Source organism: Actinoplanes sp. NPDC051859 (assembly GCF_044452725.1).
Lineage (GTDB): Bacteria > Actinomycetota > Actinomycetes > Mycobacteriales > Micromonosporaceae > Actinoplanes.
Genome location: NZ_JBITBX010000005.1, coordinates 481302 through 502921, shown reverse-complemented (window position 1 = coordinate 502921; position 21620 = coordinate 481302). Strand labels below are relative to the sequence as shown.

Below are 21620 nucleotides of genomic sequence, written 5' to 3'. Positions count from 1 at the left end.
TCGACCATGGCCGGGCTGGATATAGTGACTCGGCGAGTGCGCCCGGTTGCCCCACGGGCGACCGGACAGGTTTCGGGGGAGAGAGGGGCGCCATGTCGCAGCAGACTGCGCCCAACACCGCCAGCAATCGCATCTGGACCATCCCCAACGTCATCAGCTTCGTCCGACTCCTGGGCGTGCCGCTGTTCCTGTATCTCCTGCTCGGCCCCGAACACGACGTCGCAGCCGTCGTCGTTCTCGCGCTCGGCGGCACCACCGACTGGGTCGACGGGTACGTCGCCCGCCGCATGAACTCGGTCAGCCGACTGGGGGAGCTGCTCGATCCCTTCGCGGACCGGCTCTACATCCTCGCCACCCTCGTCGGCTTCACCCTGCGAGAGATCGTTCCGTGGTGGCTGACCGCCGCCCTGCTGCTGCGTGAAGCGTTCCTCGGCGTGGTCCTGCTCATCCTGCGCCGCCACGGCTACGGACCACCGCCGGTGCACTACGTCGGCAAGACCGGCACGTTCATGCTGCTCGCCGCGTTTCCCGTCCTCCTGTTGGCACATGCCGCGCCGTCGATCGACCACATCACCGCGCCGCTCGGCTGGGCCATCGCGTGGTGGGCGCTGGGTCTCTACTGGATCGCCGCAGTCCTCTACCTGATCCAGGCCCGGGCGATGCTGCGCGCCGACCGTGCCCGGCCCGGCGGCGAGGCAGTCACCGGATGACCCCGCCCGATGGCGGCAGCACCCCGCCCCGGACCTTCACCCCGGACTTCCTCACCGAGCTGTTCCGCAACCCCCTCGACCCCGGGTACGCCGAAGCAGCCGCGCGCAAAGCCCGCGGCGAGGGACCGTCCGGCCCGCGCCGACGACTCCTCAGTGGGATCAGCGCCCTGACCCTCGCTGGAGTTGGCTTCCTGCTGGTGGTGGCCTACCAGCAGACGGTCGCCGACGAGCCCGCCCGGGCGCAGGCCCGCGACACCCTCATCGAGCAGGTCCAGAACCGGCGCGACGACACCGCCGACCTGCAGGCGCACGCGGACCAGCTCCGCACCGAGGTAGCCGACCTGCGCGAACAACAGCTCGGCGGCGCCGCCGTGGCCCGGCTGCGGGAGCAGGAAGCGGAAACCGGGCTCGCCGCCGTCCGCGGCTCGGGCGCCCGGATCACCGTGGGCGACGGCCCGGCCCCGATCGACCCGGTCACCGGCGAACGGCGCAGCGAGTCCCGGGTCCGCGACACCGACCTGCAGCTGGCTACCAATGCGCTGTGGGCCGCCGGCGCCGAAGCGATCGCCGTCAACGGGCAACGGCTCACGTCCACCTCGACGATCCGGCAGGCCGGGCAAGCCATCCTGGTCGACTTCCGGCCGGTCACCACGCCGTACCAGGTCGTCGCGATCGGGCCCGACTCGCTCGTCGAGGACTTCCGCGACGGCACCGCCGGGCGTTTCTTCCGCGCCCTCAACAGCAAGTACGGCATGTCGTACGACGTCGCCGAGGTTCACGACGTGACCCTCGACGCCGCCACCGAGCCCCAACTGCGGCAGGCCGTCCCCTCCGCGCCGCCGTCCGCCGCACCGTCCAGCTCCCCGTCGAAAGGCGGCAGATGATCGCCGTACTCGCCCTGATCGCCGGCGTCGTGCTCGGCATCGTGTTCCACCCCACGGTGCCGCCGGCGCTGCAGCCGTACCTGCCCATTGCGGTCGTCGCCGCACTCGACGCGGTCTTCGGCGGAGTACGGGCGAAGCTCGACGGCATCTTCGACGACAAACAGTTCGTGGTGTCCTTCATCGCCAACGTGGTGGTGGCCGCCCTGATCGTCTACCTGGGTGACCAACTCGGCGTGGGCGGCCAGCTCTCCACGGGCGTTGTGGTGGTCCTCGGCGTCCGCATCTTCGGTAACGTGGCGGCCATCCGCCGGCACCTCTTCCGGGCTTAGGACGGGTCGATGACCGACGAGAAGGACCCGCACGACCGGGCCGAGCCCGTGCCGACTGACACCCCTGCCAACCCACCGGCGGCCGCGGCACCTGCCACGGCGTCGCCCGAGGCTCCGCAGCGACCGGATCCCGCGCCGACCGCAGCAGAAGAGGCCGCCACCGCTCCATCTCCTGGCGCACCTACACCGACTGCGCAGCGTTCTCCCGCCTCACCCTCGGCCGAGCCGCCCAGCGCCACGCCGCCTCCGGCAGCGTCGCCCCAAGCAGGTGCGCCACCCGACGCGCCGCTTTCGGTCGCGCCGGCTTCGGTCCCACTGTCCTCAGCTGAGCCTCCCCCCGCGGCCTCGTCCTCGGTCCCGCATCCCTTGACGGATTCGCGTCCCGCCGCGCAACCGGAAGCGACGGATGAGGGGTGGTTCGTATCCGGATCGGGGCAAGAACCGGCGCCGGCACCGGACGAACCCACCGTGTCGCTGACGGCGCTTCCACCGCGCGAGCCGTCTGAGCTGTCCGGCACTGAGGTCGCGTCAACGCCGTCTTCGGCTCCCGGAGATGCCTCCGGACCGGAACCGGCCGCACACATCGAGCCGCCTCCGCCCGTACCCGAGGAGAAGCCGTCACCCGAAAGGGTGAGCTCGCCGGCGCCGTGGCGCCGACTGTCGTCGGCAGGTGCGCTGATCTGGGTGTTGCTGGCGTTGTTCGGCTTCACCCTGGTGGTGCAGTTGCGTAGCAACGACGCTGATTCCGGCTTGGCGGCGGCCCGGCAGGAAGACCTGGTGCGGATCCTGTCCGATCTGGAGGCTCGGGATCAGCGCCTGCAGCAGGAGATCAACGCGTTGGAGGAGAGCCAGCGGCAGCTTACCTCCGGCGTGGCGGGCCGCCAGGCTGCGCTGGCTGAGGCCGGGAAGCGGGCGGAGGAGTTGGGCCTGTTGTCGGGCACGCTCCCGGCCCGGGGGCCGGGGCTGAAGATTGTGATCGATCCGCGGGGGCAGCCGATCAAAGCCTCGGCGATCCTCAACGCGGTGCAGGAGTTGCGGGGCGCCGGCGGCGAGGTCATGGAGCTGATCGGTGACAATGGCGTCGCCGTGCGTATTGTCGCCTCGTCGTACTTCGTCGATGCCGACGGTGGCGATGTGACGGTGGACGGCAAGCAGCTCAGCGGCCCGTACACGCTGTGGGTGATCGGTGTGCCGGCGACCATGCAGACGGCTTTGCAGATCCCCGGTGGGGTGGTGGCGTCGGTGAGTCAAGCCGGCGGTAACGTGACCATGGAGCAACGCACTACGGTCGAGGTGACCGCGGTGCGTCAGCCAGCCAGCCTGCAGTACGCGCGTCCGGTCTCTTGAGCGGGCGCGCTTCTCAACGGAGGAATGCGTGATTCCCGAGGACCTGCGGTACACCGCCGAGCACGAGTGGGTGTCCGGTGACGGCACCGGCCCCGTGCGGGTCGGCATCACCCACTTTGCGCAGGATGCGCTCGGCGACATCGTCTTCGTGCAGCTGCCCGAGGAGGGCACGACGGTGCAGGCCGGTGACAATATGGGCGAGATCGAGTCGACGAAGAGTGTGTCGGAGATCTATGCGCCGCTGGCGGGCACGGTGGTGGCCCGGAACGCGACGCTGGCCGACGAGCCTGAGTTGATCAACGCCGAGCCGTACGCGGCTGGTTGGCTCGTGGAGATCGCCCCGACGGACCCGGCGGACGTCGCGGGCCTGTTGACCGCCGAGGCGTATCAGGCGCTGACCGAGGGCTGAGTCGGGGCCGGTTCGGCCTTGCCCGCGCGTCTGGTTGCCCGGTATTTCGGTGCTGACTAGGCTCGCGGGGCACATGTAGAACTGTTATTACTTCGAAACCGATAGTCGTAGGTCCGGAGCACCGGACAGCGGCGGCGGGGGCGCTGCACGCCGGACAAAGGTCCGGTTTGCTCACCCTTCGTCGTCGGGCGGCGACCGAAACAGATCCGTGAGGTGGTCCATGACGCGCCCAGACGACGAGTTCCCCCCGCTCGACGTCACGTCCACGCTGAACCTCGGAGCGCTCGACGAGGTGCTCGAGGGACCCGAGACCGACGTGGTGCCGAGCCGGATGTCCGGTTCGTTGCCGCCCGGTATGGCCCTGCTGGTGGTGCGCCGGGGTCCCAATGCGGGTGCGCGGTTCCTGCTGGACCATGACGTGACCACGAGCGGGCGGCATCCCGACAGCGACATCTTCCTCGACGACGTGACGGTGTCGCGTCGGCACGCTGAGTTCCACCGCGACGGTGGCACGTTCACCGTCCGTGACGTGGGCTCGCTCAACGGGACGTACGTCAACCGCGAGCGGGTCGAGTCCGCGACCCTGAGCAACGGCGACGAAGTGCAGATCGGCAAGTTCCGCCTGGTCTTCATCGCCGGTCCGCGGCCGGAAGGCGAGGGCGGCGGGGCGTGAACCTGGCGGGGGCGGCCGCTTCCGACCCGGGCGCGCGCCCGGGTCGTGACGTTGCGCTGATGAGCATCGGGGAGGTGCTGGCCCAGCTGCGGACGGAGTTTCCCGACACCACGATCTCCAAGCTCCGGTTTTTGGAGGCGGAGGGGCTGGTCGACCCGCAGCGCACCGCCTCCGGCTACCGCAAGTATTCGTGGAATGACGTGGCCCGGCTGCGGTTCGTGCTGACCGCTCAGCGTGATCAGTATCTGCCGCTGCGGGTCATTCGGGAGCAGCTGGAAGCCCTGGAGCGGGGCGAGGATCCGCTGCATCGGCAGCGGCCTTCGCTGGTGGCGGTCGGCTCGGAGGCGGACGTCGCGGCGGATGCCGCCGATGCTCGGGTATCCCGGGCCGATCTGATCGAGCGGACCGGGATCGCGGAGTCGCTGCTGACCGAGCTGGAGCGGATCGGTTTGGTCACGTCCCGGCCGCCGGGTTGGTATGACGGCGACGCGGTGGTGATCGTGGAGGCGGTCATGGGTCTCACCCGGCATGGCTTGGAGGCCCGGCATCTGCGGGCGTTCCGGGCCGGCGCGGACCGCGAGGTGGGGTTGTTTGCTCAGCTGCTGGCGCCGCTGGTACGCCAGCAGGATCCGGCGGCGCAGGCCCGGGCCTCCGAGACGGCCCGGGAGTTGCAGGCGCTGTCGCAGCGCTTGCACGGCGCGTTGGTGCGGGCGGGGCTCCGGGACTCGCTGGGCCGCTGAGGTCACCGGTGTTACGCCGAGCGCTGAACCGTACGGCTCCGTCGCCGGCACCGGTCGGCCGGGCCGATGCCGGCGGTGATCCGGCCGCTGACCAGCGGTTCGGCCTGGTCCGGCGGGGTATGGGCAGGGTTGTCGGACACGGACCTCGTGTGGCGCTCGTGCCGGGGCGTCCGTGTACGGTGCAGGATAGGGCGAGAAACAGCCTGCCGGTCATCGCTGCCGCGGTGACCGAACGGGGCGGCGACGACGTGCGACACGGAGGCGGGCGGTGCGCGAGCTGAGCGTGGTCGGAGTTCGGGTGGAGCTGCCTAGCAACCAACCGATCGTCCTGCTCAGGGAGGTTGACGGCGACAGGTACCTGCCGATTTGGATCGGCGCGGTGGAGGCTACCGCCATCGCGTACGAGCAGCAGGGCGTCAAGCCGGCCCGGCCCCTGACCCATGACTTGCTGCGGGATGTGCTCGCGGCGTTGGAAGCGCCGTTGAAGGCTGTCGAGATCACGGAGCTCAAAGAAAACGTCTTCTACGCCGACCTGCTGATCGGTGAGGACCTGCGGATTTCGGCGCGCCCGAGCGACTCCATCGCGTTGGCGCTGCGGGTGGGTGCGCCGATTCGGTGCGCCGAGCAGGTGCTGACCGAGGCCGGCATCGTCATCCCGGACGAGCAGGAGGACGAGGTCGAGAAGTTCCGCGAGTTCCTCGACCAGGTGCGGCCGGAAGATTTCGCCGGCTGACCCGTTTCACCGGTGAATGTACGAGAAGACCCCGCATGTCCGGTCGTCCGTCCGCGGCGTGTCGCGGCATTACCTCCCTGTTTCCTGCAACGCTGAGTTATAGGCTCGCTAAGTCCAGGTGAAGCGGCACCGCGCAGCGGGGAGGTAGTCGCGTGCACGGCTCAGATCCTCAGGAGGGTCCTCTCGTCGGCGAGGACGGTGAGGTCGGTTATCGCGGGGTCACCGCATGCCAGGCGGTCGGGATCAGCTACCGCCAGCTCGACTACTGGGCGCGTACCACTCTTGTCGTGCCCAGCATCCGTGACGCATCCGGTTCTGGCACCCAACGGCTTTACTCGTTCCGCGACCTGGTGGTACTCAAGGTGGTGAAGCGGCTGCTCGACGCCGGGGTGTCCTTGCAGAACATCCGTAAGGCGATCGAGACCCTGCGCTCGCGCGGTGTCGAGGACCTGGCCGGCATCACGCTGATCTCCGATGGCACGACCGTGTACGAGTGTCGGTCGCCGGAGGAAGTCGTGGATCTTCTGCAGGGCGGCCAGGGCGTCTTCGGTATTGCCATTGGCGGCGCCTTCAAGGAGATCCAGGGCTCGCTGTCGCATCTGCCCGCCGAGCCTGCTGCCGCGCCGCAGCCGGTCGGCGCCCCCGCCGGCGCGGCTGCCGGTGATGAGCTTGCCGCTCGCCGCGCTCGCCGGCGGGCGGGATGACTTCCTCACCCGGCACGCTGTAACAGGCTCAGCAGGAGTGCGAGTGGCGGCCATGCTGCCCGTCCGCTGCGCACCACGGCATAGCTGCGGAGTGCGACGGATGTGCCCTGCAGCGGGATGAGCCGTACGCCTGCGGTGTGGGCCCGGTCAGCGGGCAGGAGCGCTACGCCCAGCCCGGCCACGATCAGGTCTTCGACCAGGTCGAGACTGTCGGCGCGGTGCACGATGCGGGCTTGAGCGCCTTCCACCGAGGCCAGGGTGCGCACTACCTCCTCGTCGGCGGTGCTGCGGGAATTGACGATCCAGTCGGCCGCGGCGAAGTCCGCGAAGTGGGTGCCAGTCGCGCCTGCTGGCACGGCGAGCACCCACGGCGCCGACCACAGCGGCACCGCTTCCAGGGTGGTGTCGAAGGCCGCCGGCGCGAGGTTGTAGTCGTAGGTCAGGGCCAGATCGACGGCGTCCGCGGCGAGCAGCGCAAACGCCTCGGCCGGCTCGTGTTCGTGGATAAGCAGTCGCACCCGCGGATGGTCGCGGGCGAGAACGACCGTGGCGGGCAGCAGCGAGCGGCGTACGGCGGTGGCGAAGCCAGCCACCCGTAGGTCACCGGACGGGTCGGCGTCGGGGTCTAGGTCCAGGCGTGCGGCGTCGACCGCGGCGAGGATGGTCACCGCGTGGGCCGCCAGGCGGTGACCAGCAGGGGTCAGTCGGACCCGTCGCCCGTCGGGTTCGGTGAGGGCCGCGCCGGCCTCCGTAGCGAGCACGGCGAGCTGCTGAGACACGGTCGAGGTGGTGACGTGCATCGCTTCGGCGACGGCACGCATCGAGCCTCGCCGCGATAGTTCGAGCAGGAGGCGCAGGCGGCGGGTGTCCATCGCTCGATTGTTCAGGACCTATGAACGATCTGTCCATGATTCTCACGTGGACGCGAACGGTCCTTCGCCCGTCTACTGGGCGCATGCGTAACGACGTCCGCACCGGAACGGCAATGGCCCTGGCTTCGATGCTGCTCGTCCAACTCGGTCTGGCCGCGTCGACCGGTCTGCTCGATCAGCTCGGGGCGGACGGGACCGCCTGGCTGCGCCTGGCCTGGGCCGCGGTGCTGCTGCTCGTGATCGTCCGGCCCCGGCCGCGATCGTTCACCCGACAGACGCTGCTGGCCTGTGTAGCGCTGGGGGTGGTCACCGCCGGCCTCACCATGCTGTTCATGGCGGCGGTCGCCCGGCTGCCGCTCGGCACGGCCAGCGCCTTGGAATTCTTGGGGCCGCTCGGCGTCGCGGTGGCCCGCGGCCGGCGGTCTGCGCGGCTGTGGCCGGCTCTCGCCGCGGTCGGCGTGGTGCTGCTGACCGAGCCGTGGCGCGGTGGCATCGACCCGGTCGGTACGGCGTACGCCCTCGGTGCGGCAGTCTGCTGGGCCGCGTACATCCTGCTCACCCAGCGGGTCGGGGACGGCGTCTCGGGGTTGCACGGTTTGTCGGTGTCCATGCCGGTCGCCGCGTTGGTCGCCACCCTGGTCGCCGGGCCGGCAGTGTTCAGCGCGTTGACCTGGCCGGTGGTGTTCGCCGGGCTCGGCCTGTCGGTGCTGCTGCCGGTGGTGCCTTTCGCGCTGGAGCTGCTGGCGCTGCGCCGGCTCACCACGGCGGCGTTCGGCACGCTGATGAGTGTGGAGCCGGCCCTGGCCCTGGTCATCGGCCTGATCGTGCTCGGTCAGCGGCCCGGTTGGGGTCCGGTCGTCGGGATCGCCTTCGTGGTGGCAGCCGGCATCGGCGCTGAACGCACCGGGCAACGGACCGCGGTGCAGCCCCGGACGAGTGAGCAGCCGGAAAGGTTGACGCTCGTATAGATCAACTTTTTCGGGTCCTCGGGTGTCTTACCTGTCGCACTGCCCCCGTGCGAAAGAGAGATCCCCATGCCCCTCCGTGGCACCGCCGTCCCCACCGCACTTGCCCTCGCCCTGGTGGCCGGCTGCGCCCCGCCGCCGTCGTCCGGCGACAACGTGGTGGCCGCCGCACCACGCCGACCGGCGGTTGCACCGGCGAGTAAAGTGCCGGTGCAGAAGATCAGCTACCCGGCGACCGGCAGCGGTACCTACGCCGCCGCGCCCAAGGAGTTCGCAGGTCCACGCTCCGGCGGCGAGGTACTGCGCTATCGGGTTCTGGTGGAGCAGGAGATCAACGGCATCGCTGTCGGCGAGTTCGCCGAGACTGTCCGCAGTACGCTGGCCGATCCGCGCGGCTGGACAGCGGGCGGCGACCGGTCGTTTCGTCGAGTGGGCCGGGGCGCGCAGGCCGACTTCACGATCTACCTCGTGACGCCCGGCACCCGCGATGACCTGTGTCAGGACGATGCCAACGGCTACACCTCCTGCCGCAACGGCGAAGCCGTCGTGATCAACGTGGCCCGCTGGGTGAAGGGCGTACCCCGGTACGCGCCGGGACTCGAGACCTACCGCCAGTACGTCATCAACCACGAGGTCGGTCATCGGCTCGGCTACGGCCATCAGCTGTGCCCCGGCAAGGGCGAACCAGCTCCGGTCATGCAGCAGCAGACCCTGGGCATGCACGGCTGCAAGCCCCATTCCTGGCCGTACCGTGACGACGAGCTCTACACCGGAGCTGCAGGCCAGTACAACGACAGTGCGCCGCCGCGCGAGGGCGCCGCGCAGCCGTGACGGGAGAGCTAGCGCGCGCCTTCGGGCTCGGGCACCGGGTCGTCGTACTGTCCGGGCTCCCCGGAGTACCGCTTGCCGTCGCGGTACGGCCACGAGTTCGCTTCGCAACCGTGTAGGCCCAGCGTCTGCTGTTGCATGACCGGTGCGGGTTCGCCCTTGCCCGGGCACTTTTCGTGGTTGTAGCCCAGCCGGTGCCCGACCTCGTGATTGATCACATACTGCCGGTACGCGGGCAGAGCAGCACCGTAGTCCGGAACGCCCTTCGCCCACCGGGCCACGTTGATCACGACGTCATCCTCCAGCCGGCAGGAGGTGTAGCTGTCGGCGCCGTATTTGCACAATGCGTCGCGGGTCCGCGGGGTGGCGAGGTAGATCGTGAAGTCGTACGACTGGCCCGGACCCACGCGCCGCAGCCGCAGCGAGCCGTCAGCCGTCCAGCCGCGCGGGTCGTCCAGGGCCGCGGACGCTTCCTTCGCGAAGGCGGCGGGGGAGACGCCCCCGATGTCCCGCTCCACCAACACCCGGTAGCGCAGCAGGTCGCCGCTCCTGCCAGCGGTCTGCGTGGCACCGGGCGCGATGTTCCAGTCGGCGCTGCCGCGGGCCGGATAGGTGATCTTTTCGACCCGGGTGGACCGGTCCGGCTGCGTCGCGGGCCGAGCAGGCGCGGCAGCTGTGGGCTCGGCGATCGCCCGCTGAGCGGCTGAGGTCTGCGGCCGGTAGACCGCGACCCCGATCAGGACGAGCCCGGGCAGGATGAGCAGCAGCAATGCCGCGAGCACCCACCGGGACCGATTCATGCCTGACCATCGGCTCGGGCGCCGGTGCCTTGAGCGGACGGTGACACGCCGCTCATGCATCAGTGCGCTCCTGTCATCGCCGGACGTTGCCTGGAAGGCAAACAAGGTAGGCAACCCGGTGTGAAGTCGACGTGAAAAACTTTTCTGTCGGTGGGTGAGGATACGGTCTGCCGGTGAGCGCGCAACCCCTCGACGACTTCTTCTCGGACGTCGCGACCATCGCCTTGGCAGCCGGTCACCGGCACGGCTTCGTGCTGGGCGGCGGCGTGGCCTGGTTGGTCAACGGCCTGGTCCGGCGGCACACCGAGGACATCGATCTGTTCACCGACACGGCAGGCGCGGTGGAGGCCGCTGCGACGGGGGTGACCACCGCGCTGACGGAGGCGGGCTACCAGGTGTTCCGCGAGGTCGGCGACGAGATGTTCGCGGGCATGGATGAAGATCTGCGGGAGTATCACGTCGCGGACGGCCGCCGGGCGCTGCGGCTGACCCTGACCCGGCTCGACCGGCGGCGGGCCCCGGTCGTCATGGATGTCGGCCCGGTTCTGCACCTCGACGACCTGATCGGCTCCAAGGTCGCCGCCCTGGTCAACCGGCGCGAGGTCCGCGACTACATCGACGTTGCCGCCGCCCTCGAGCGCTATCCGCTGGACCGCGTCTTGGCGTTGGCCCACGCACTCGACCCGACCCTGGAGCCGGACGACATCGCCGACGCGGGGCGCTACCTGGACCGCCTCGACGACGCTCGCTTCGCTGTCTACGGCCTGGGTCCCCGAGAGGTTGCCGACCTGCGCGCCCAGCTGGCGACCTGGCCCCGTTGACGCCCCGCAACCGGTTCGCAACCGAGCGGGTCCGACCCCGCAACCGCCGTGGCGGAATCTTCTCCCTGCGAGGCCACGTCACTCCCGAAAGGCTCCCAAAATGCGAGCAAAGATCGGTGCCACCATTGCCGTCTTCGCCGCCGCCCTCGGCCTCGCCGGCAGCGTCGCCGGCCCGATCTACGCAGCCTTCGCCGCGTAGGTCACGGTCCACTTCACAGCAGGGTCCCTTTCCGTGGCCGGGCGCGATGCGCGCCCGGTCACGGTGCTGTTCAGCCCCGGCACTGGCCTGCTCCTAGACTGATCGCATCATGAATCTGACCGAACGCCTGCCCGGTACCGCCGACCCCGACGCCGTCTTCGACGCCTTCCAGACCTGGGCGACCGAGCAGGGCCTGACGCTCTACCCGCACCAGGAAGAGGCGCTCATCGAGATCGCCACCGGGGCGAACGTCATCCTGAACACCCCGACCGGCTCGGGCAAGAGCCTGGTGGCTACCGGCGCGCACTTCGCCGCCCTGGCCGACAAGCGCACCACCTTCTACACCGCGCCGATCAAGGCCCTGGTGTCGGAAAAGTTCTTCGCCCTCTGCGCCCAGTTCGGCGCGCACAACGTGGGCATGCTGACCGGTGACGCCAGCGTCAACGCCGACGCGCCGATCATCTGCTGCACCGCGGAGATCCTCGCCAACCTGGCCCTGCGCGAGGGCGCCGACGCGGACGTCGGCCAGGTCGTGATGGACGAGTTCCACTTCTACGCCGAACCGGACCGCGGCTGGGCCTGGCAGGTGCCGCTCATCGAGCTGCCGCAGGCGCAGTTCGTCCTCATGTCGGCGACACTCGGCGACACCACCCGCTTCGTCGAGGATCTGACCCGGCGCACCGGCCGCGAGACCGCCGTGGTCGCCAACGCCGAGCGGCCGGTCCCGCTGCTCTTCGAGTACGCCATGACGCCGCTGCACGAGACGATCGAGGAGCTGCTCACCACCAAGCAGGCACCCGTGTACATCGTGCACTTCACGCAGGCCTCCGCGCTGGAGCGGGCGCAGTCGCTGATGAGTATCAACATGTGCACCCGCGCTGAGAAGGACGCGATCGGCGCCGCCCTCGGCAACTTCCGGTTCACCGCCGGTTTCGGGCGGACCCTGACCCGCCTCATCCGCCACGGCATCGGCGTGCACCACGCGGGCATGCTGCCCAAGTACCGCCGCCTGGTCGAGACCCTCGCGCAGGCCGGCCTGCTCAAGGTCATCTGCGGCACCGACACCCTCGGCGTGGGCATCAACGTCCCGATCCGCACGGTGCTGTTCACCGGCCTGTCCAAGTACGACGGCGTGCGCATCCGGCTGCTGAAGGCCCGCGAGTTCCACCAGATCGCCGGCCGGGCGGGCCGGGCCGGCTTCGACACCCTCGGCACCGTCATCGTGCAGGCCCCCGAGCACGTCATCGACAACGAGCGCATGTTGGCCAAGGCCGGCGAGGACCCCAAGAAGCGCCGCAAGGTGGTGCGCAAGAAACCGCCGGAGGGCACGATCGGCTGGGGCCAGCCCACCTTCGACCGGCTCGTCGCGGCCGACCCCGAGCCGCTCACCTCGTCCTTCCAGGTCTCGCACGCCATGTTGCTCAACGTCCTGGCCCGCGGCGGCGACCCGTTCGCCGCCATGCGGCACCTGCTCACCGACAACCACGAGGAGCCCGCCGCCCAACGCAAGCACATCCGCCGGACGATCGCCATCGCCCGGGCGTTGCTCGCCGGCGGCGTGATCGCCAAGTCCGAGGGCACGTACCGGCTGGTCGACGAGTTGCAGCTCGACTTCGCCCTCAACCAGGCGCTGTCGCCGTTCGCGCTGGCCTGCCTCGAGCTGTTGGACAAAGAATCGCCGGACTATCCCCTCGACGTCGTCTCCGTCATCGAGTCCACCCTCGAGGACCCCCGCCAGGTGCTCTCGGCCCAGCAGTTCAAGGCCAAGGGCGAAGCGGTGAACGCCATGAAGGCCGAAGGCATCGAGTACGACCAGCGGATGGAGCTGCTCGAAGAGGTCACCTACCCGAAGCCCCTCGTCGAGCTCCTCGAAGGCGCCTACGAGACGTACCGACGGGGACACCCCTGGGTGGCCGACCACGAGTTGAAGCCCAAGGCCGTCGTCCGCGACATGTACGAACGCGCGATGACTTTCACCGAGTACGTCTCCTTCTACGGCCTGTCCCGCTCCGAGGGTCTCGTGCTGCGCTACCTCGCCGACGCGTTCCGGGCGCTGCGGCAGACGGTGCCGGAGGACGCGCGTACCGAAGAATTGACGGACTTGATCGAATGGTTGGGTGAGCTGGTCCGGCAGGTCGACTCCAGCCTGCTCGACGAGTGGGAGCGCCTGCGCAACCCGGGCGCGGAGGTCGCCGAGCCGTCGCCGCTGGACGACAAGCCGCCGGCGGTCACCCGCAACGTGCGTGCCTTCCGCGTGCTCGTGCGCAACGCCCTGTTCCGCCGCGTGGAACTGTTCGCGCTGCGCCGCGCCGAAGACTTGGGAGAGTTGGACGCGCAGTCCGGCTGGACCACAGACCGCTGGATCGAAGCCCTCGAGGACTATTACGCCGAGTATCCGGTGGTCGGCACCGGCCCGGCAGCCCGCGGCCCGGCCTTCCTGCACATCGAGGCCGGCCCGACGATGTGGAAGGTCCGGCAGGTCTTCGAGGACCCCGAGGGCGACCACGACTGGGGCATCGACGCCGAGATCGACCTCGCCGAGAGCGACGAGGCCGGCGCCGCCGCGATCCGGATCGTGGCGGTGGGGCCGCACTGAGGGCCCGCCGCGCCCGGCTATCGCACCCGGAAGCGGCCCCAGCGGTGCCAGAGCAGCCCGGCACCGCCGATCAGGACGATCACCGTGGCGAGACCGATCAGGCCGGCGGTGGTGCCGTCCTCGACGAACTGCCGGCGGACCACGACCAGGCCCCGAAGCAGGGCGGTGCCGAGCAGGACCGCGACGATGACGCTCATCGTCCGGTTGCTGGTCCCTTCGCGGGACGCCCGCGGGGTGGGCCGGCGACTCGCGGCGGCCCGGGGATCGGGCCGGGGTATCTCGTCGGGTTCCCGCGGTGCCTCGTCGACGCGCAACGCCGGCGGGCAGTGGGCGTCCAGTCGGGACACGGCATGGTCGCCGTCGCGGTACAGCGTCGGTTCGACGGTGACGATGATGCCGTCGTTGCCGACGTAGCGGCGCGCACCGTCCGGCCAGGCGCGGACGACGGCGCAGTCGGCGAAGCGGACGGTCATCCGGTGGTTGCCCTTCACCAGGCTGACCCCGTCCGCGGCGACGATCAGGCGGACAGCGGGATCCTCCAGCGCGGCGAACGGCGAGCCGGTCACCGCGGTATCCGACGTGGTGGGCGCCGCGGTGAACCCGGCCCACGTGCCGGTGGACTCCGGCGGCGTCATGAGCAGGCCGGTCCTGGTCGCCTGCTGCGCGACCGCGGTGAGGTCGTCCGGGCTGACCTCGGCAAGCGACGCCAAGACGGTCTCGGTTGGCGTCACCGGGCGACCGGCCAGCAGCGCGCGCGCCTGCTCGGGCAGCCGGTCACCCTGCCGGTCCGCGAGCAGCATCGCCTCGTGCCGCTTGCGGATCACCGCCTCGACGTCGGCGGGGTCGATCCGGCCGACCCGTAGCGCCGCGAGTTCGTCGACGAACGCGCCCAGCACGGCACCCTGCCGGTCCGGGAGGCAGTCGGCGAGCGCGGTGACGAGGGCGGTGTCCGTACCCGTCGGCTGGTAGTCGGTGTGCGCCGCGTAGGACATGCCGGCTTCCTGGCGCAGGGTCCGGAACATCGTCCGTTGCAGCAGGTCGGCGAAGACGATGCCGGCCGGCTCGTGGTCCACCACGGCGCTCCAGCCCACGACGCCAGCGGGTCCGCCGAAGCAGGCCGGGGTGACGGGCAGCGCGGAGGACGGCGCCGGCGACGGACGCCGCGTGCCGCCCGGCAGGCTCAGCCGCAGGTCCGCGGGCACCTGGTCGCCGGCTACCCACAACACGGCGTTGTCCCGGGTGAAGTAGCGGGCCACCCAGTCGCGGAGGTCGTCCGCGGTGATGGCGGACAGGCCCCACTCCGGGTACGCACCCATGCCGTGGTCCCGGGCCCCGTGCCGCCACAGCGCCAGCGGCTCGTGCGCACTGTGCGACCGCGAGTGCGCCTCGGCCCGCAGGATGTCCTTCTCCGTGTCGAGGCGGTGCAGGGGCAGGTCGTGCAGGGCGGCACAGACGCCGTCGACGAATCCGGCCAGTTCGCTCGGCGTACCCGTCATATGGAAGGAGGTGAATTCAGTGCCGGTGGATCCGTTGTAGTGGAAGTCGGCGAATCCCAGCGGGGACAATGCCAGATGTTCGATCAGGTGGGTGATGCCCCGGCGGGTCAGCGGTTCGTCGGCGAAGCCGACCCGGAACACGAGTCCGGTCCGGGCTGGGCCGGTGGTCGGGCCGTGCAGAACTGGCACACCGCCGATCTCGCTCCGGGCGATCATCGGACGGCTCCGGAGGCCAGCGCGGCGCGTCGGTACCGGTGGATCGTGGTGACGACGTCGTCCTCCAGGCGGTTCCAGGGACGCTCGCTGGCTAGATCACCGAGCATGGCGAACATGGACGCGGCGGAGGTGTGGTCCCGGCCGAGGGCGAACACCATCGCGAAGGTGCTTGCGGTGTCGACCCAGCCCGGGTCCCGGCGGAAGCTGGGGTGCCACACCGACCGGTGCGCGGCTTGGTGCACGGCATCCCGGATGCTGATGTCACTGAGGTAGGCGCGGGCGGCCGTCGGGTTGTTGTTGTCGAGGTCGAGCATGTGTTCCAGGTGCGCCTCGGCGACCAGGACGCCCTGCGGCGCACCGGGCGGCGCGGCGAGCATGGCCTCCCACGCCCACTTGTGCAGGTGATCCCAGTTGCCGCCCCACTTCGGGCACACACCCTGCAGGTACTGCCGCTGACCCGTGAGGTGCTGCGGGTCGGCGGCGACGAGCCGGTCGTAGCGGCGGCGCGTCTCGGCCTGGCCCAGCTGGAGGCCGCGGGCTGTCGTCAGCCGGGCGGTCCACAGCGCCGGGTCTCTCGGCTGCCGCGCGGTCGCGTCGATCAGGATCCCCTCGGCGCGCCGCAGATGCTCGTGGAAGCGGTCGAACTGCTCTCGGCCGACGTCCGTGGCCCAGGCTCCGGAGCGGATCTGCCAGCCGGCCCGGATGAGGTGCAGGGCCAGCAGGGCCGCGGCGGTGCTATCCGTGACGTCGGAACCCCACAGCGCGTGCGCGAAGTCGCCGGCCGTCCCGTCGTCGGTAGCCCAGCGCAACAACAGGGAGCGGGCGTCCGGCGTTGCGGCGTCGAGCACCGCCCGGCAGCTTGCCCAGTCCCGGTTCGCCAGAGCGACCTGCAGGGTGGCCAGTTCGGGGTGGGCGGCGGCCGGGTCGAGGACCACATCGCCGGGGTTCATGAGCACCGGGAAAGGGTGGGGACCATCGGTTGCGAAACCGGGTGCGGTCGGGTTGCGGCCCGGTTGCCGCGTCAGCTGGCGAGCGCGGCCCGGCGCAGCGCGGGGTGGCGGGCCTCCCACGCGGCGCGCACGCCCCGGGGGAGGTTCAGTTCGGGCCACACGAGCAGGAGCGTGGCTCCGTCGAGGTGATTGCGCAACTCGTCGACACGGACGGCCTCGCGCAGCACGTTCTCATACATCCAGAGCAGCATCGTGTGCTGGTCGAGGTCGAAGGCCCGGTGTGGATGCCACCAGAGGCGCAGAGGTAGCTCTACGAGTCCACGCGTCGGCCCGGTGAGCTCGGCGAGCGTGCCAGCGACCAGCACGGGCCGGTGCGGCCGGGCCAGGTGGACGACGGGAGCGTCGGCCGTGCGGGTGGACATGACAACTAGCGTAGACCGCCAACCGCCTGGACGATTAACCCCTAGGTTCCTAGGATGCTGTACGCGGGGAGACCCCGCTAACCCTCAAACGACGGCTTCGCCGACTGACCCGGCCAGTCGGGCACGTACCACCAGCGCGTGCAGCTCCTCGACCGCTGCCGGTTCCGGTAGCGCGCGCAGCATCGACGAGTCCCGGGCCGCCTCCAGCTCGGCGCGCAGCCGAGCGACGTCCGCGGCCACCGTGTCGCTCAAGGCCGGGGGAAAGCTGCCGTGCTCGGCCGCGCGCTTCCTGTCGATCAGCTCTGGTACGTAAGGCAGATCGCTCAGCACGGACAGGTCCGCGATCACCTCGCCGGTCCGCATGAGGTGCAGCCCGGTGTGCAGGACACGCAGCGTGTACAAGGCCGGTTTGAGCTCGCCGGTCTTCGCGAACAACCGCTCCTGGGTGGCCGCGAAGCCCAGGTAGTGGTGGGCGTGGTGCCGGGTGATCAGCTCGGGTGCGAGCGCGATCAGATTCTGGTGCACGGGGGAGGTCGCCACGACCAGCGGGGAAAGCAGCTGTTCGAGGACGTAGCCGTTGCGGCTGTTCAGCAGGCGGGCGAACTTGAGCAGGTCGTGGCTGACCACGTCGAGCTCGACACCGTCGCGCCAGGTGTCGGTGGTGATGGTCTCGGGGCCGGTGCGCAGCCCGACTACCTCGTCGGCGGGGAGCAGGTGGCTGGCGCGCAGGTCGAGGTCGCTGTCGACGGAGGCGAACCCGTACAGGTGGGCGCCGCTGACGGTCACGAAGACGGTGGGGTAGGGCAGGACCGCGGCTTCCGCGGCCCAGGTGGGCACGTCGATGGTCACCGCAGACCCCTTTCCCGTACGCCGGTCAGCAGCGTGTCGATGGTGGCCCGGTCGGGTTCGTCCGGCAGTGTGCTGGCGGCCTGGGCGTCGGCCAAGTCGTTCAGGAGTTCGTCGGACCACGAGACCACGGATGCCCAGTCCACTCCACCGGATTTGATCGTGAGCAGGCGGTCGCGGTGTGCGGTGACGTCGAGCAGGACCTCACCGGTGCGCAGGACGTGAGCGCCGGCCAGGAGCAGCCGGATCATGTGCATGGCCTGCTTGTGGTTTGTTTCGCCGGTGCGGGACTGCCGGGCGGCGACCCGTTTGAGCTGGTCGCGGGCGTACGCTCCGTACGTGTCGGCGAGGCGGCGGGAGAGGAAGGCGTGTCGCGCCGCGCGTAGCTCATGGCCGTCGGAGGTGGCGTGTTCGACCAGCGGTGACCAGAGCACTTCGAGCACGGTGGGGTTGGCCTGCAGGGCGAGGGTGCAGAACCGTTCGATCTCCCAGGAGAACTGTTCCTCGCGGGGCCCGTCGAGATGGGTGGGCGGCTTGTCGAGGTGCCAGAAGTCGCGGGTCGGAGCGGCGAAGATGCCGCGCCGGTCGTAGTCGGAGCCGGGTTCGTCGAGGCCGTAGGCGCGGGAGCCGACCACCACCGCGAGGATGGTGTGGGGCGGATAGGTCACACCGACAGCCTAGGGCGGGGTGATCACGGAGACGGCGCTGGTAGGTTGGTCCCTGCCGTACCACCCACGCGGGAGAGACTGCCGGTTCGCCGGCGGCGCCGAAGGGGCAAATCCTCCCCGGAACCTCTCAGGCAAAAGGACCGCGGGGGCAGGCGACTCTGAAGTGCGCTCGTGGGTATGACAGAGGGGGAGGTTGTTTGTCGACCTCAGTAGCCCTCTGGAGCCGCCATGACGTTCGCATTCCGCCACATCGGTCCCGATTCGGACGCGCAGACCCAGATGCTGAAGGCGATCGGGTACGCGTCGCTCGAGGCGCTGATGGATGCTGCGATCCCTGAGGTGATCCGCTGGCACGGCACTCTCGCACTGCCGGCGGCGGCCTCCGAGGAGGAGACGATCGCTGAGCTGCGCGAGATCGCCGGGCGCAACTCGGTGTCCACGTCGATGATTGGCTTGGGCTATTACGGCACGCACACGCCGGCGGTGATCAAGCGCAATGTGCTGGAGAATCCCGCGTGGTACACGGCGTACACGCCGTACCAGCCGGAGATCAGTCAGGGGCGCCTGGAGGCGTTGCTGAACTTCCAGACGATGGTGACGGATCTGACCGGCATGACGACGGCGAACGCGTCGATGCTGGATGAGGGCACGGCGGTGGCGGAGGCGATGACGCTGGCCCGCCGCTCGTCGAAGAGCAAGAGCCCGGTGTACGCCGTGGACGCGGACACTCTGCCGCAGACCCTCGCGGTGTTGCGGACCCGGGCGGAGCCGCTGGGTATCGAGGTGCGCCTGGTGGATCTGGACGCGGGCGACGACCTGCCGGCGGAGTTCTTCGGTCTGCACCTGCAGTACCCGGGCGCGTCGGGCGCGGTCCGTGACCACGCTGCGCTGGTGGAGCGGGCGCACGCCGCGGGCGCTCTGGTGACGGTGGCGGCGGATCTGCTGGCCCTCGCGCTGCTGCGTTCGCCGGGGGAGATCGGCGCGGATATCGCTGCCGGCACCACGCAGCGGTTCGGTGTGCCGCTGGGCTTCGGTGGCCCGCACGCCGGCTACCTCGCGGTGCGTGCCGGGTTGGAGCGGTCGCTGCCGGGAAGGCTGGTGGGGGTGTCGCGGGACGCGGATGGTGCCCCGGCATACCGGTTGGCGTTGCAGACGCGGGAGCAGCACATCCGTCGCGAGCGGGCGACGAGCAACATTTGCACCGCGCAGGTGCTGCTCGCGGTGATGGCAAGCATGTACGCGGTGTATCACGGCCCGCGCGGTGTCAAGGCGATCGCGCAGCGGGTGCACGATCAGGCGTTGGCGTTGGCCGGTGGCTTGGCGGCGGCGGGTGTTCAGGTCGCGCATGCGGCGTTCTTCGACACGGTGACCGCGGTGGTGCCGGGGCGCGCGGCCGCGGTGGTGGCTGCGGCGGCCGAGTCCGGTATTGATCTGCGTCTGGTGGACGCGGACCGGGTGTCGGTGTCGTGTGACGAGACCACGACGGCGGCGGTGCTGGCGGACGTGTTGGCGGCGTTCGGTGCGGCTCCGGCGGCTGCCGCGGAGTCGGGCGTGCAGTCGCTGGCGCGGGCCACGGAATACCTGACCCATCCCGTGTTCTCGGCGCACCACTCGGAGACGGCGATGCTGCGCTACCTGCGCAAGCTGTCGGACCGGGACTACGCGCTGGACCGGGGCATGATTCCGCTGGGTTCGTGCACGATGAAGCTGAACGCGACGACCGAGATGGAGCCGGTGACCTGGCCGGAGTTCGCGAACATCCACCCGTACGCGCCGGCGTCGCGGACCGCGGGCTATGAGGCTCTGGTCGCGCAGTTGGAGTCGTGGCTGGCGGAGGTCACCGGCTACGACGCGGTGAGTGTGCAGCCGAACGCAGGTTCGCAGGGTGAGCTGGCGGGTCTGCTGGCGATCCGGGGCTATCACCGGTCGCGTGGCGAGCAGCACCGCGACGTGTGTCTGATTCCGTCCAGCGCGCACGGCACGAACGCGGCCAGTGCGGTGATGGCGGGCATGCGGGTGGTCGTGGTGGCCTGTGACGACAACGGCAACGTGGACTTGGCGGACCTGGACGCGAAGATCGCCAAGCACGCCGACGCCCTGTCGGCGATCATGGTGACCTACCCGTCGACGCACGGCGTGTACGAGCGCGGCATCGCCGATCTGTGCGGCAAGGTGCACGATGCGGGCGGCCAGGTGTACGTGGACGGCGCGAACCTGAACGCACTGGTCGGTTTTGCCCGGCCGGGCAAGTTCGGCGCGGATGTCTCGCACCTGAACCTGCACAAGACGTTCTGTATCCCGCACGGTGGCGGCGGCCCGGGTGTGGGTCCGGTGGCGGTGCGCGCGCACCTGTCGGAGTTCCTGCCGGGTGACCCGCTCGAGCCGGGCGATCACCACGCGGTGTCGGCGGCGGCGCACGGCTCGGCGGGCATTCTGCCGATCTCGTGGGCGTACCTGCGGATGATGGGTCCGGACGGCTTGGCGCAGGCCACGGCGGTGGCGGTGTTGGCGGCGAACTACGTGGCGGCGCGGCTGCGGGAGCACTACCCGGTGCTGTACGCGGGCAACGAGGGCCTGGTCGCGCACGAGTGCATCCTGGACCTGCGGCCGATCACGAAGGCCACGGGTGTGTCGGTGGACGACGTGGCGAAGCGGTTGATCGATTACGGCTTCCACGCGCCGACGATGTCTTTCCCGGTGGCCGGCACGTTGATGGTGGAGCCGACGGAGAGCGAGGATCTGGCCGAGCTGGACCGGTTCTGCGACGCGATGATCGCGATCAAGGGTGAGATCGACCGGGTGGCGGCGGGTGAGTGGCCGCGGGACGACAATCCGTTGCATCATGCCCCGCACACGGCGGCGGCGGTGGCAGCGGACGAGTGGTCGCATGCCTATCCGCGGTCGCTTGCGGGGTTCCCGGCGGGCGTGGACGCCACGGCGAAGTACTGGCCGCCGGTGCGGCGGATCGATGGGGCCTACGGGGATCGGAACCTGGTGTGTTCGTGCCCGTCGCCGGAGGCGTTCGAAGACTGAGCGGTGTCCAGGCCGGCGCGGGTGCGCCGGCCTGAGCCGCGGTGCCCTCGCGGTGGTCGCGAAGGGTGCTGCAGGCTCAGGCGGCGAGGGCGTGTCGGGCGGGGCCGCGGTGCGGTTCGATCTTGCTGCCGTCGGGCAGGAGTTCGCCCGTGTCCTCGAACAGGATGACGCCGTTGCAGAGCAGGCTCCACCCTTGTTCAGGGAAGGTAGCCACGATGCGGGCCGCTTCGCGGTCCATGGCGGCGGCGGAAGGGCAGGGGGTTCGGTGCTGGCACATCGGAAGTCTCCGGGTTGCTTGTTGTGTCGAGCTTCACATCAACGGTGGCGAACACTACTCCCATCGGAACGAGTCCCGCTGGAGCGAGTGACGGTGCCCCAT

The 21620-nt window shown here is 70.1% G+C and carries 22 protein-coding genes and 1 riboswitch; of the genes, 14 read left to right on the top strand and 8 right to left on the bottom strand.

What is annotated here, in order from left to right; genetic code table 11:
* Positions 1–92: 92 nt before the first annotated feature.
* The 9 genes from ACIA1L_RS16360 (at position 93) to ACIA1L_RS16320 (ending at position 6529) form a co-directional block, all read left to right on the top strand.
* Complete coding sequence (locus tag ACIA1L_RS16360) at positions 93–710, top strand: CDP-alcohol phosphatidyltransferase family protein (RefSeq protein ID WP_396073517.1); 618 nt, start codon at positions 93–95, stop codon at positions 708–710.
* A complete protein-coding gene (locus tag ACIA1L_RS16355) occupies positions 707–1594 on the top strand; it encodes a DUF881 domain-containing protein (RefSeq protein WP_396073516.1) in 888 nt (295 codons plus the stop codon). Before ACIA1L_RS16360 ends, ACIA1L_RS16355 begins: the two co-directional genes overlap by 4 nt.
* Complete coding sequence (locus tag ACIA1L_RS16350) at positions 1591–1923, top strand: small basic family protein (RefSeq protein ID WP_071803906.1); 333 nt, start codon at positions 1591–1593, stop codon at positions 1921–1923. Before ACIA1L_RS16355 ends, ACIA1L_RS16350 begins: the two co-directional genes overlap by 4 nt.
* 696 nt (positions 1924–2619) lie before the next feature.
* On the top strand, positions 2620–3270 hold the full coding sequence (locus tag ACIA1L_RS16345) for a DUF881 domain-containing protein (RefSeq protein WP_396073515.1): 651 nt from the start codon (positions 2620–2622) through the stop codon (positions 3268–3270).
* A 28-nt stretch (positions 3271–3298) separates the two neighbouring features.
* On the top strand, positions 3299–3679 hold the full coding sequence (gcvH, locus tag ACIA1L_RS16340; RefSeq protein ID WP_396073514.1) for a glycine cleavage system protein GcvH: 381 nt from the start codon (positions 3299–3301) through the stop codon (positions 3677–3679).
* A 220-nt stretch (positions 3680–3899) separates the two neighbouring features.
* Entirely contained in the window at positions 3900–4352 is a 453-nt protein-coding gene (locus ACIA1L_RS16335) for an FHA domain-containing protein (RefSeq protein WP_067499957.1), read from the top strand.
* Positions 4353–4411: 59 nt separating this feature from the next.
* Positions 4412–5092 carry a MerR family transcriptional regulator gene (locus ACIA1L_RS16330; protein ID WP_396073513.1) on the top strand — a complete coding sequence of 227 codons (681 nt, stop codon included), beginning with the start codon at positions 4412–4414 and terminating at the stop codon, positions 5090–5092.
* Between the two features lie 268 nt (positions 5093–5360).
* Positions 5361–5825, top strand: a complete 465-nt coding sequence (locus ACIA1L_RS16325) for a bifunctional nuclease family protein (protein WP_396073512.1) — start codon at positions 5361–5363, stop codon at positions 5823–5825.
* Between the two features lie 152 nt (positions 5826–5977).
* On the top strand, positions 5978–6529 hold the full coding sequence (locus tag ACIA1L_RS16320; RefSeq protein ID WP_396073511.1) for a MerR family transcriptional regulator: 552 nt from the start codon (positions 5978–5980) through the stop codon (positions 6527–6529).
* Positions 6530–6534: 5 nt separating this feature from the next.
* Here ACIA1L_RS16320 and ACIA1L_RS16315 read toward each other — a convergent pair whose 3' ends face one another.
* The gene (locus tag ACIA1L_RS16315; RefSeq protein WP_396073510.1) at positions 6535–7401 is read right to left on the bottom strand and encodes a LysR family transcriptional regulator; all 867 of its coding nucleotides are present in this window, start codon (positions 7399–7401) and stop codon (positions 6535–6537) included.
* A gap of 83 nt (positions 7402–7484) precedes the next feature.
* Between ACIA1L_RS16315 and ACIA1L_RS16310 the strand changes: the two genes are divergently transcribed.
* Both ACIA1L_RS16310 and ACIA1L_RS16305 read left to right on the top strand, forming a co-directional pair.
* Positions 7485–8369 carry an EamA family transporter gene (locus ACIA1L_RS16310; protein ID WP_396073509.1) on the top strand — a complete coding sequence of 295 codons (885 nt, stop codon included), beginning with the start codon at positions 7485–7487 and terminating at the stop codon, positions 8367–8369.
* Between the two features lie 66 nt (positions 8370–8435).
* Positions 8436–9197, top strand: a complete 762-nt coding sequence (locus ACIA1L_RS16305) for a DUF3152 domain-containing protein (RefSeq protein ID WP_396073508.1) — start codon at positions 8436–8438, stop codon at positions 9195–9197.
* A gap of 8 nt (positions 9198–9205) precedes the next feature.
* Here the strand turns inward: ACIA1L_RS16305 and ACIA1L_RS16300 are convergent, their stop codons facing one another.
* Complete coding sequence (locus tag ACIA1L_RS16300) at positions 9206–9994, bottom strand: DUF3152 domain-containing protein (protein WP_396073507.1); 789 nt, start codon at positions 9992–9994, stop codon at positions 9206–9208.
* Positions 9995–10167: 173 nt separating this feature from the next.
* On the opposite strand from ACIA1L_RS16300, the gene ACIA1L_RS16295 reads away from it, so the two are divergent.
* Together ACIA1L_RS16295 and ACIA1L_RS16290 are read left to right on the top strand one after the other, a co-directional pair.
* Positions 10168–10815, top strand: coding sequence for a nucleotidyl transferase AbiEii/AbiGii toxin family protein (locus ACIA1L_RS16295; RefSeq protein ID WP_396073506.1), 648 nt, complete (start codon positions 10168–10170; stop codon positions 10813–10815).
* A gap of 308 nt (positions 10816–11123) precedes the next feature.
* Complete coding sequence (locus ACIA1L_RS16290) at positions 11124–13610, top strand: DEAD/DEAH box helicase (protein ID WP_396073505.1); 2487 nt, start codon at positions 11124–11126, stop codon at positions 13608–13610.
* A gap of 17 nt (positions 13611–13627) precedes the next feature.
* On the opposite strand, the gene ACIA1L_RS16285 is transcribed toward ACIA1L_RS16290, so the two are convergent.
* From ACIA1L_RS16285 to ACIA1L_RS16265, 5 genes are all read right to left on the bottom strand, one after another.
* The gene (locus ACIA1L_RS16285) at positions 13628–15322 is read right to left on the bottom strand and encodes a M16 family metallopeptidase (protein WP_396073504.1); all 1695 of its coding nucleotides are present in this window, start codon (positions 15320–15322) and stop codon (positions 13628–13630) included.
* Complete coding sequence (locus ACIA1L_RS16280) at positions 15319–16272, bottom strand: hypothetical protein (protein ID WP_396073626.1); 954 nt, start codon at positions 16270–16272, stop codon at positions 15319–15321. Before ACIA1L_RS16280 ends, ACIA1L_RS16285 begins: the two co-directional genes overlap by 4 nt.
* Positions 16273–16343: 71 nt before the next feature.
* Positions 16344–16694 carry a hypothetical protein gene (locus tag ACIA1L_RS16275; protein ID WP_396073503.1) on the bottom strand — a complete coding sequence of 117 codons (351 nt, stop codon included), beginning with the start codon at positions 16692–16694 and terminating at the stop codon, positions 16344–16346.
* Positions 16695–16778: 84 nt separating this feature from the next.
* Positions 16779–17543 carry a DNA polymerase beta superfamily protein gene (locus tag ACIA1L_RS16270; RefSeq protein WP_396073502.1) on the bottom strand — a complete coding sequence of 255 codons (765 nt, stop codon included), beginning with the start codon at positions 17541–17543 and terminating at the stop codon, positions 16779–16781.
* Positions 17540–18208 carry a DNA polymerase beta superfamily protein gene (locus ACIA1L_RS16265; protein ID WP_396073501.1) on the bottom strand — a complete coding sequence of 223 codons (669 nt, stop codon included), beginning with the start codon at positions 18206–18208 and terminating at the stop codon, positions 17540–17542. Before ACIA1L_RS16265 ends, ACIA1L_RS16270 begins: the two co-directional genes overlap by 4 nt.
* A gap of 59 nt (positions 18209–18267) precedes the next feature.
* Positions 18268–18361: riboswitch (glycine riboswitch) on the top strand.
* A gap of 75 nt (positions 18362–18436) precedes the next feature.
* Here ACIA1L_RS16265 and gcvP point away from each other — a divergent pair.
* A complete protein-coding gene (gene gcvP, locus ACIA1L_RS16260) occupies positions 18437–21241 on the top strand; it encodes an aminomethyl-transferring glycine dehydrogenase (RefSeq protein WP_396073500.1) in 2805 nt (934 codons plus the stop codon).
* Positions 21242–21317: 76 nt separating this feature from the next.
* Here the strand turns inward: gcvP and ACIA1L_RS16255 are convergent, their stop codons facing one another.
* Positions 21318–21518, bottom strand: a complete 201-nt coding sequence (locus ACIA1L_RS16255; protein WP_396073499.1) for a DUF5999 family protein — start codon at positions 21516–21518, stop codon at positions 21318–21320.
* Between the last annotated feature and the right edge of the window lie 102 nt (positions 21519–21620).

Excerpts from the sequence above, each read along its gene's own strand:
- ACIA1L_RS16360 (WP_396073517.1), top strand. The coding sequence starts at position 93 with ATGTCGCAGCAGACTGCGCCCAACACCGCCAGCAATCGCATCTGGACC.
- ACIA1L_RS16355 (WP_396073516.1), top strand. The coding sequence starts at position 707 with ATGACCCCGCCCGATGGCGGCAGCACCCCGCCCCGGACCTTCACCCCG.
- ACIA1L_RS16350 (WP_071803906.1), top strand. The coding sequence starts at position 1,591 with ATGATCGCCGTACTCGCCCTGATCGCCGGCGTCGTGCTCGGCATCGTG.
- ACIA1L_RS16335 (WP_067499957.1), top strand. The coding sequence starts at position 3,900 with ATGACGCGCCCAGACGACGAGTTCCCCCCGCTCGACGTCACGTCCACG.
- ACIA1L_RS16330 (WP_396073513.1), top strand. The coding sequence starts at position 4,412 with ATGAGCATCGGGGAGGTGCTGGCCCAGCTGCGGACGGAGTTTCCCGAC.
- ACIA1L_RS16315 (WP_396073510.1), bottom strand. The coding sequence starts at position 7,401 with ATGGACACCCGCCGCCTGCGCCTCCTGCTCGAACTATCGCGGCGAGGC.
- ACIA1L_RS16310 (WP_396073509.1), top strand. The coding sequence starts at position 7,485 with ATGCGTAACGACGTCCGCACCGGAACGGCAATGGCCCTGGCTTCGATG.
- ACIA1L_RS16305 (WP_396073508.1), top strand. The coding sequence starts at position 8,436 with ATGCCCCTCCGTGGCACCGCCGTCCCCACCGCACTTGCCCTCGCCCTG.
- ACIA1L_RS16300 (WP_396073507.1), bottom strand. The coding sequence starts at position 9,994 with ATGAATCGGTCCCGGTGGGTGCTCGCGGCATTGCTGCTGCTCATCCTG.
- ACIA1L_RS16290 (WP_396073505.1), top strand. The coding sequence starts at position 11,124 with ATGAATCTGACCGAACGCCTGCCCGGTACCGCCGACCCCGACGCCGTC.
- ACIA1L_RS16285 (WP_396073504.1), bottom strand. The coding sequence starts at position 15,322 with ATGATCGCCCGGAGCGAGATCGGCGGTGTGCCAGTTCTGCACGGCCCG.
- ACIA1L_RS16280 (WP_396073626.1), bottom strand. The coding sequence starts at position 16,272 with ATGAACCCCGGCGATGTGGTCCTCGACCCGGCCGCCGCCCACCCCGAA.
- ACIA1L_RS16275 (WP_396073503.1), bottom strand. The coding sequence starts at position 16,694 with ATGTCCACCCGCACGGCCGACGCTCCCGTCGTCCACCTGGCCCGGCCG.
- gcvP (WP_396073500.1), top strand. The coding sequence starts at position 18,437 with ATGACGTTCGCATTCCGCCACATCGGTCCCGATTCGGACGCGCAGACC.
- ACIA1L_RS16255 (WP_396073499.1), bottom strand. The coding sequence starts at position 21,518 with ATGTGCCAGCACCGAACCCCCTGCCCTTCCGCCGCCGCCATGGACCGC.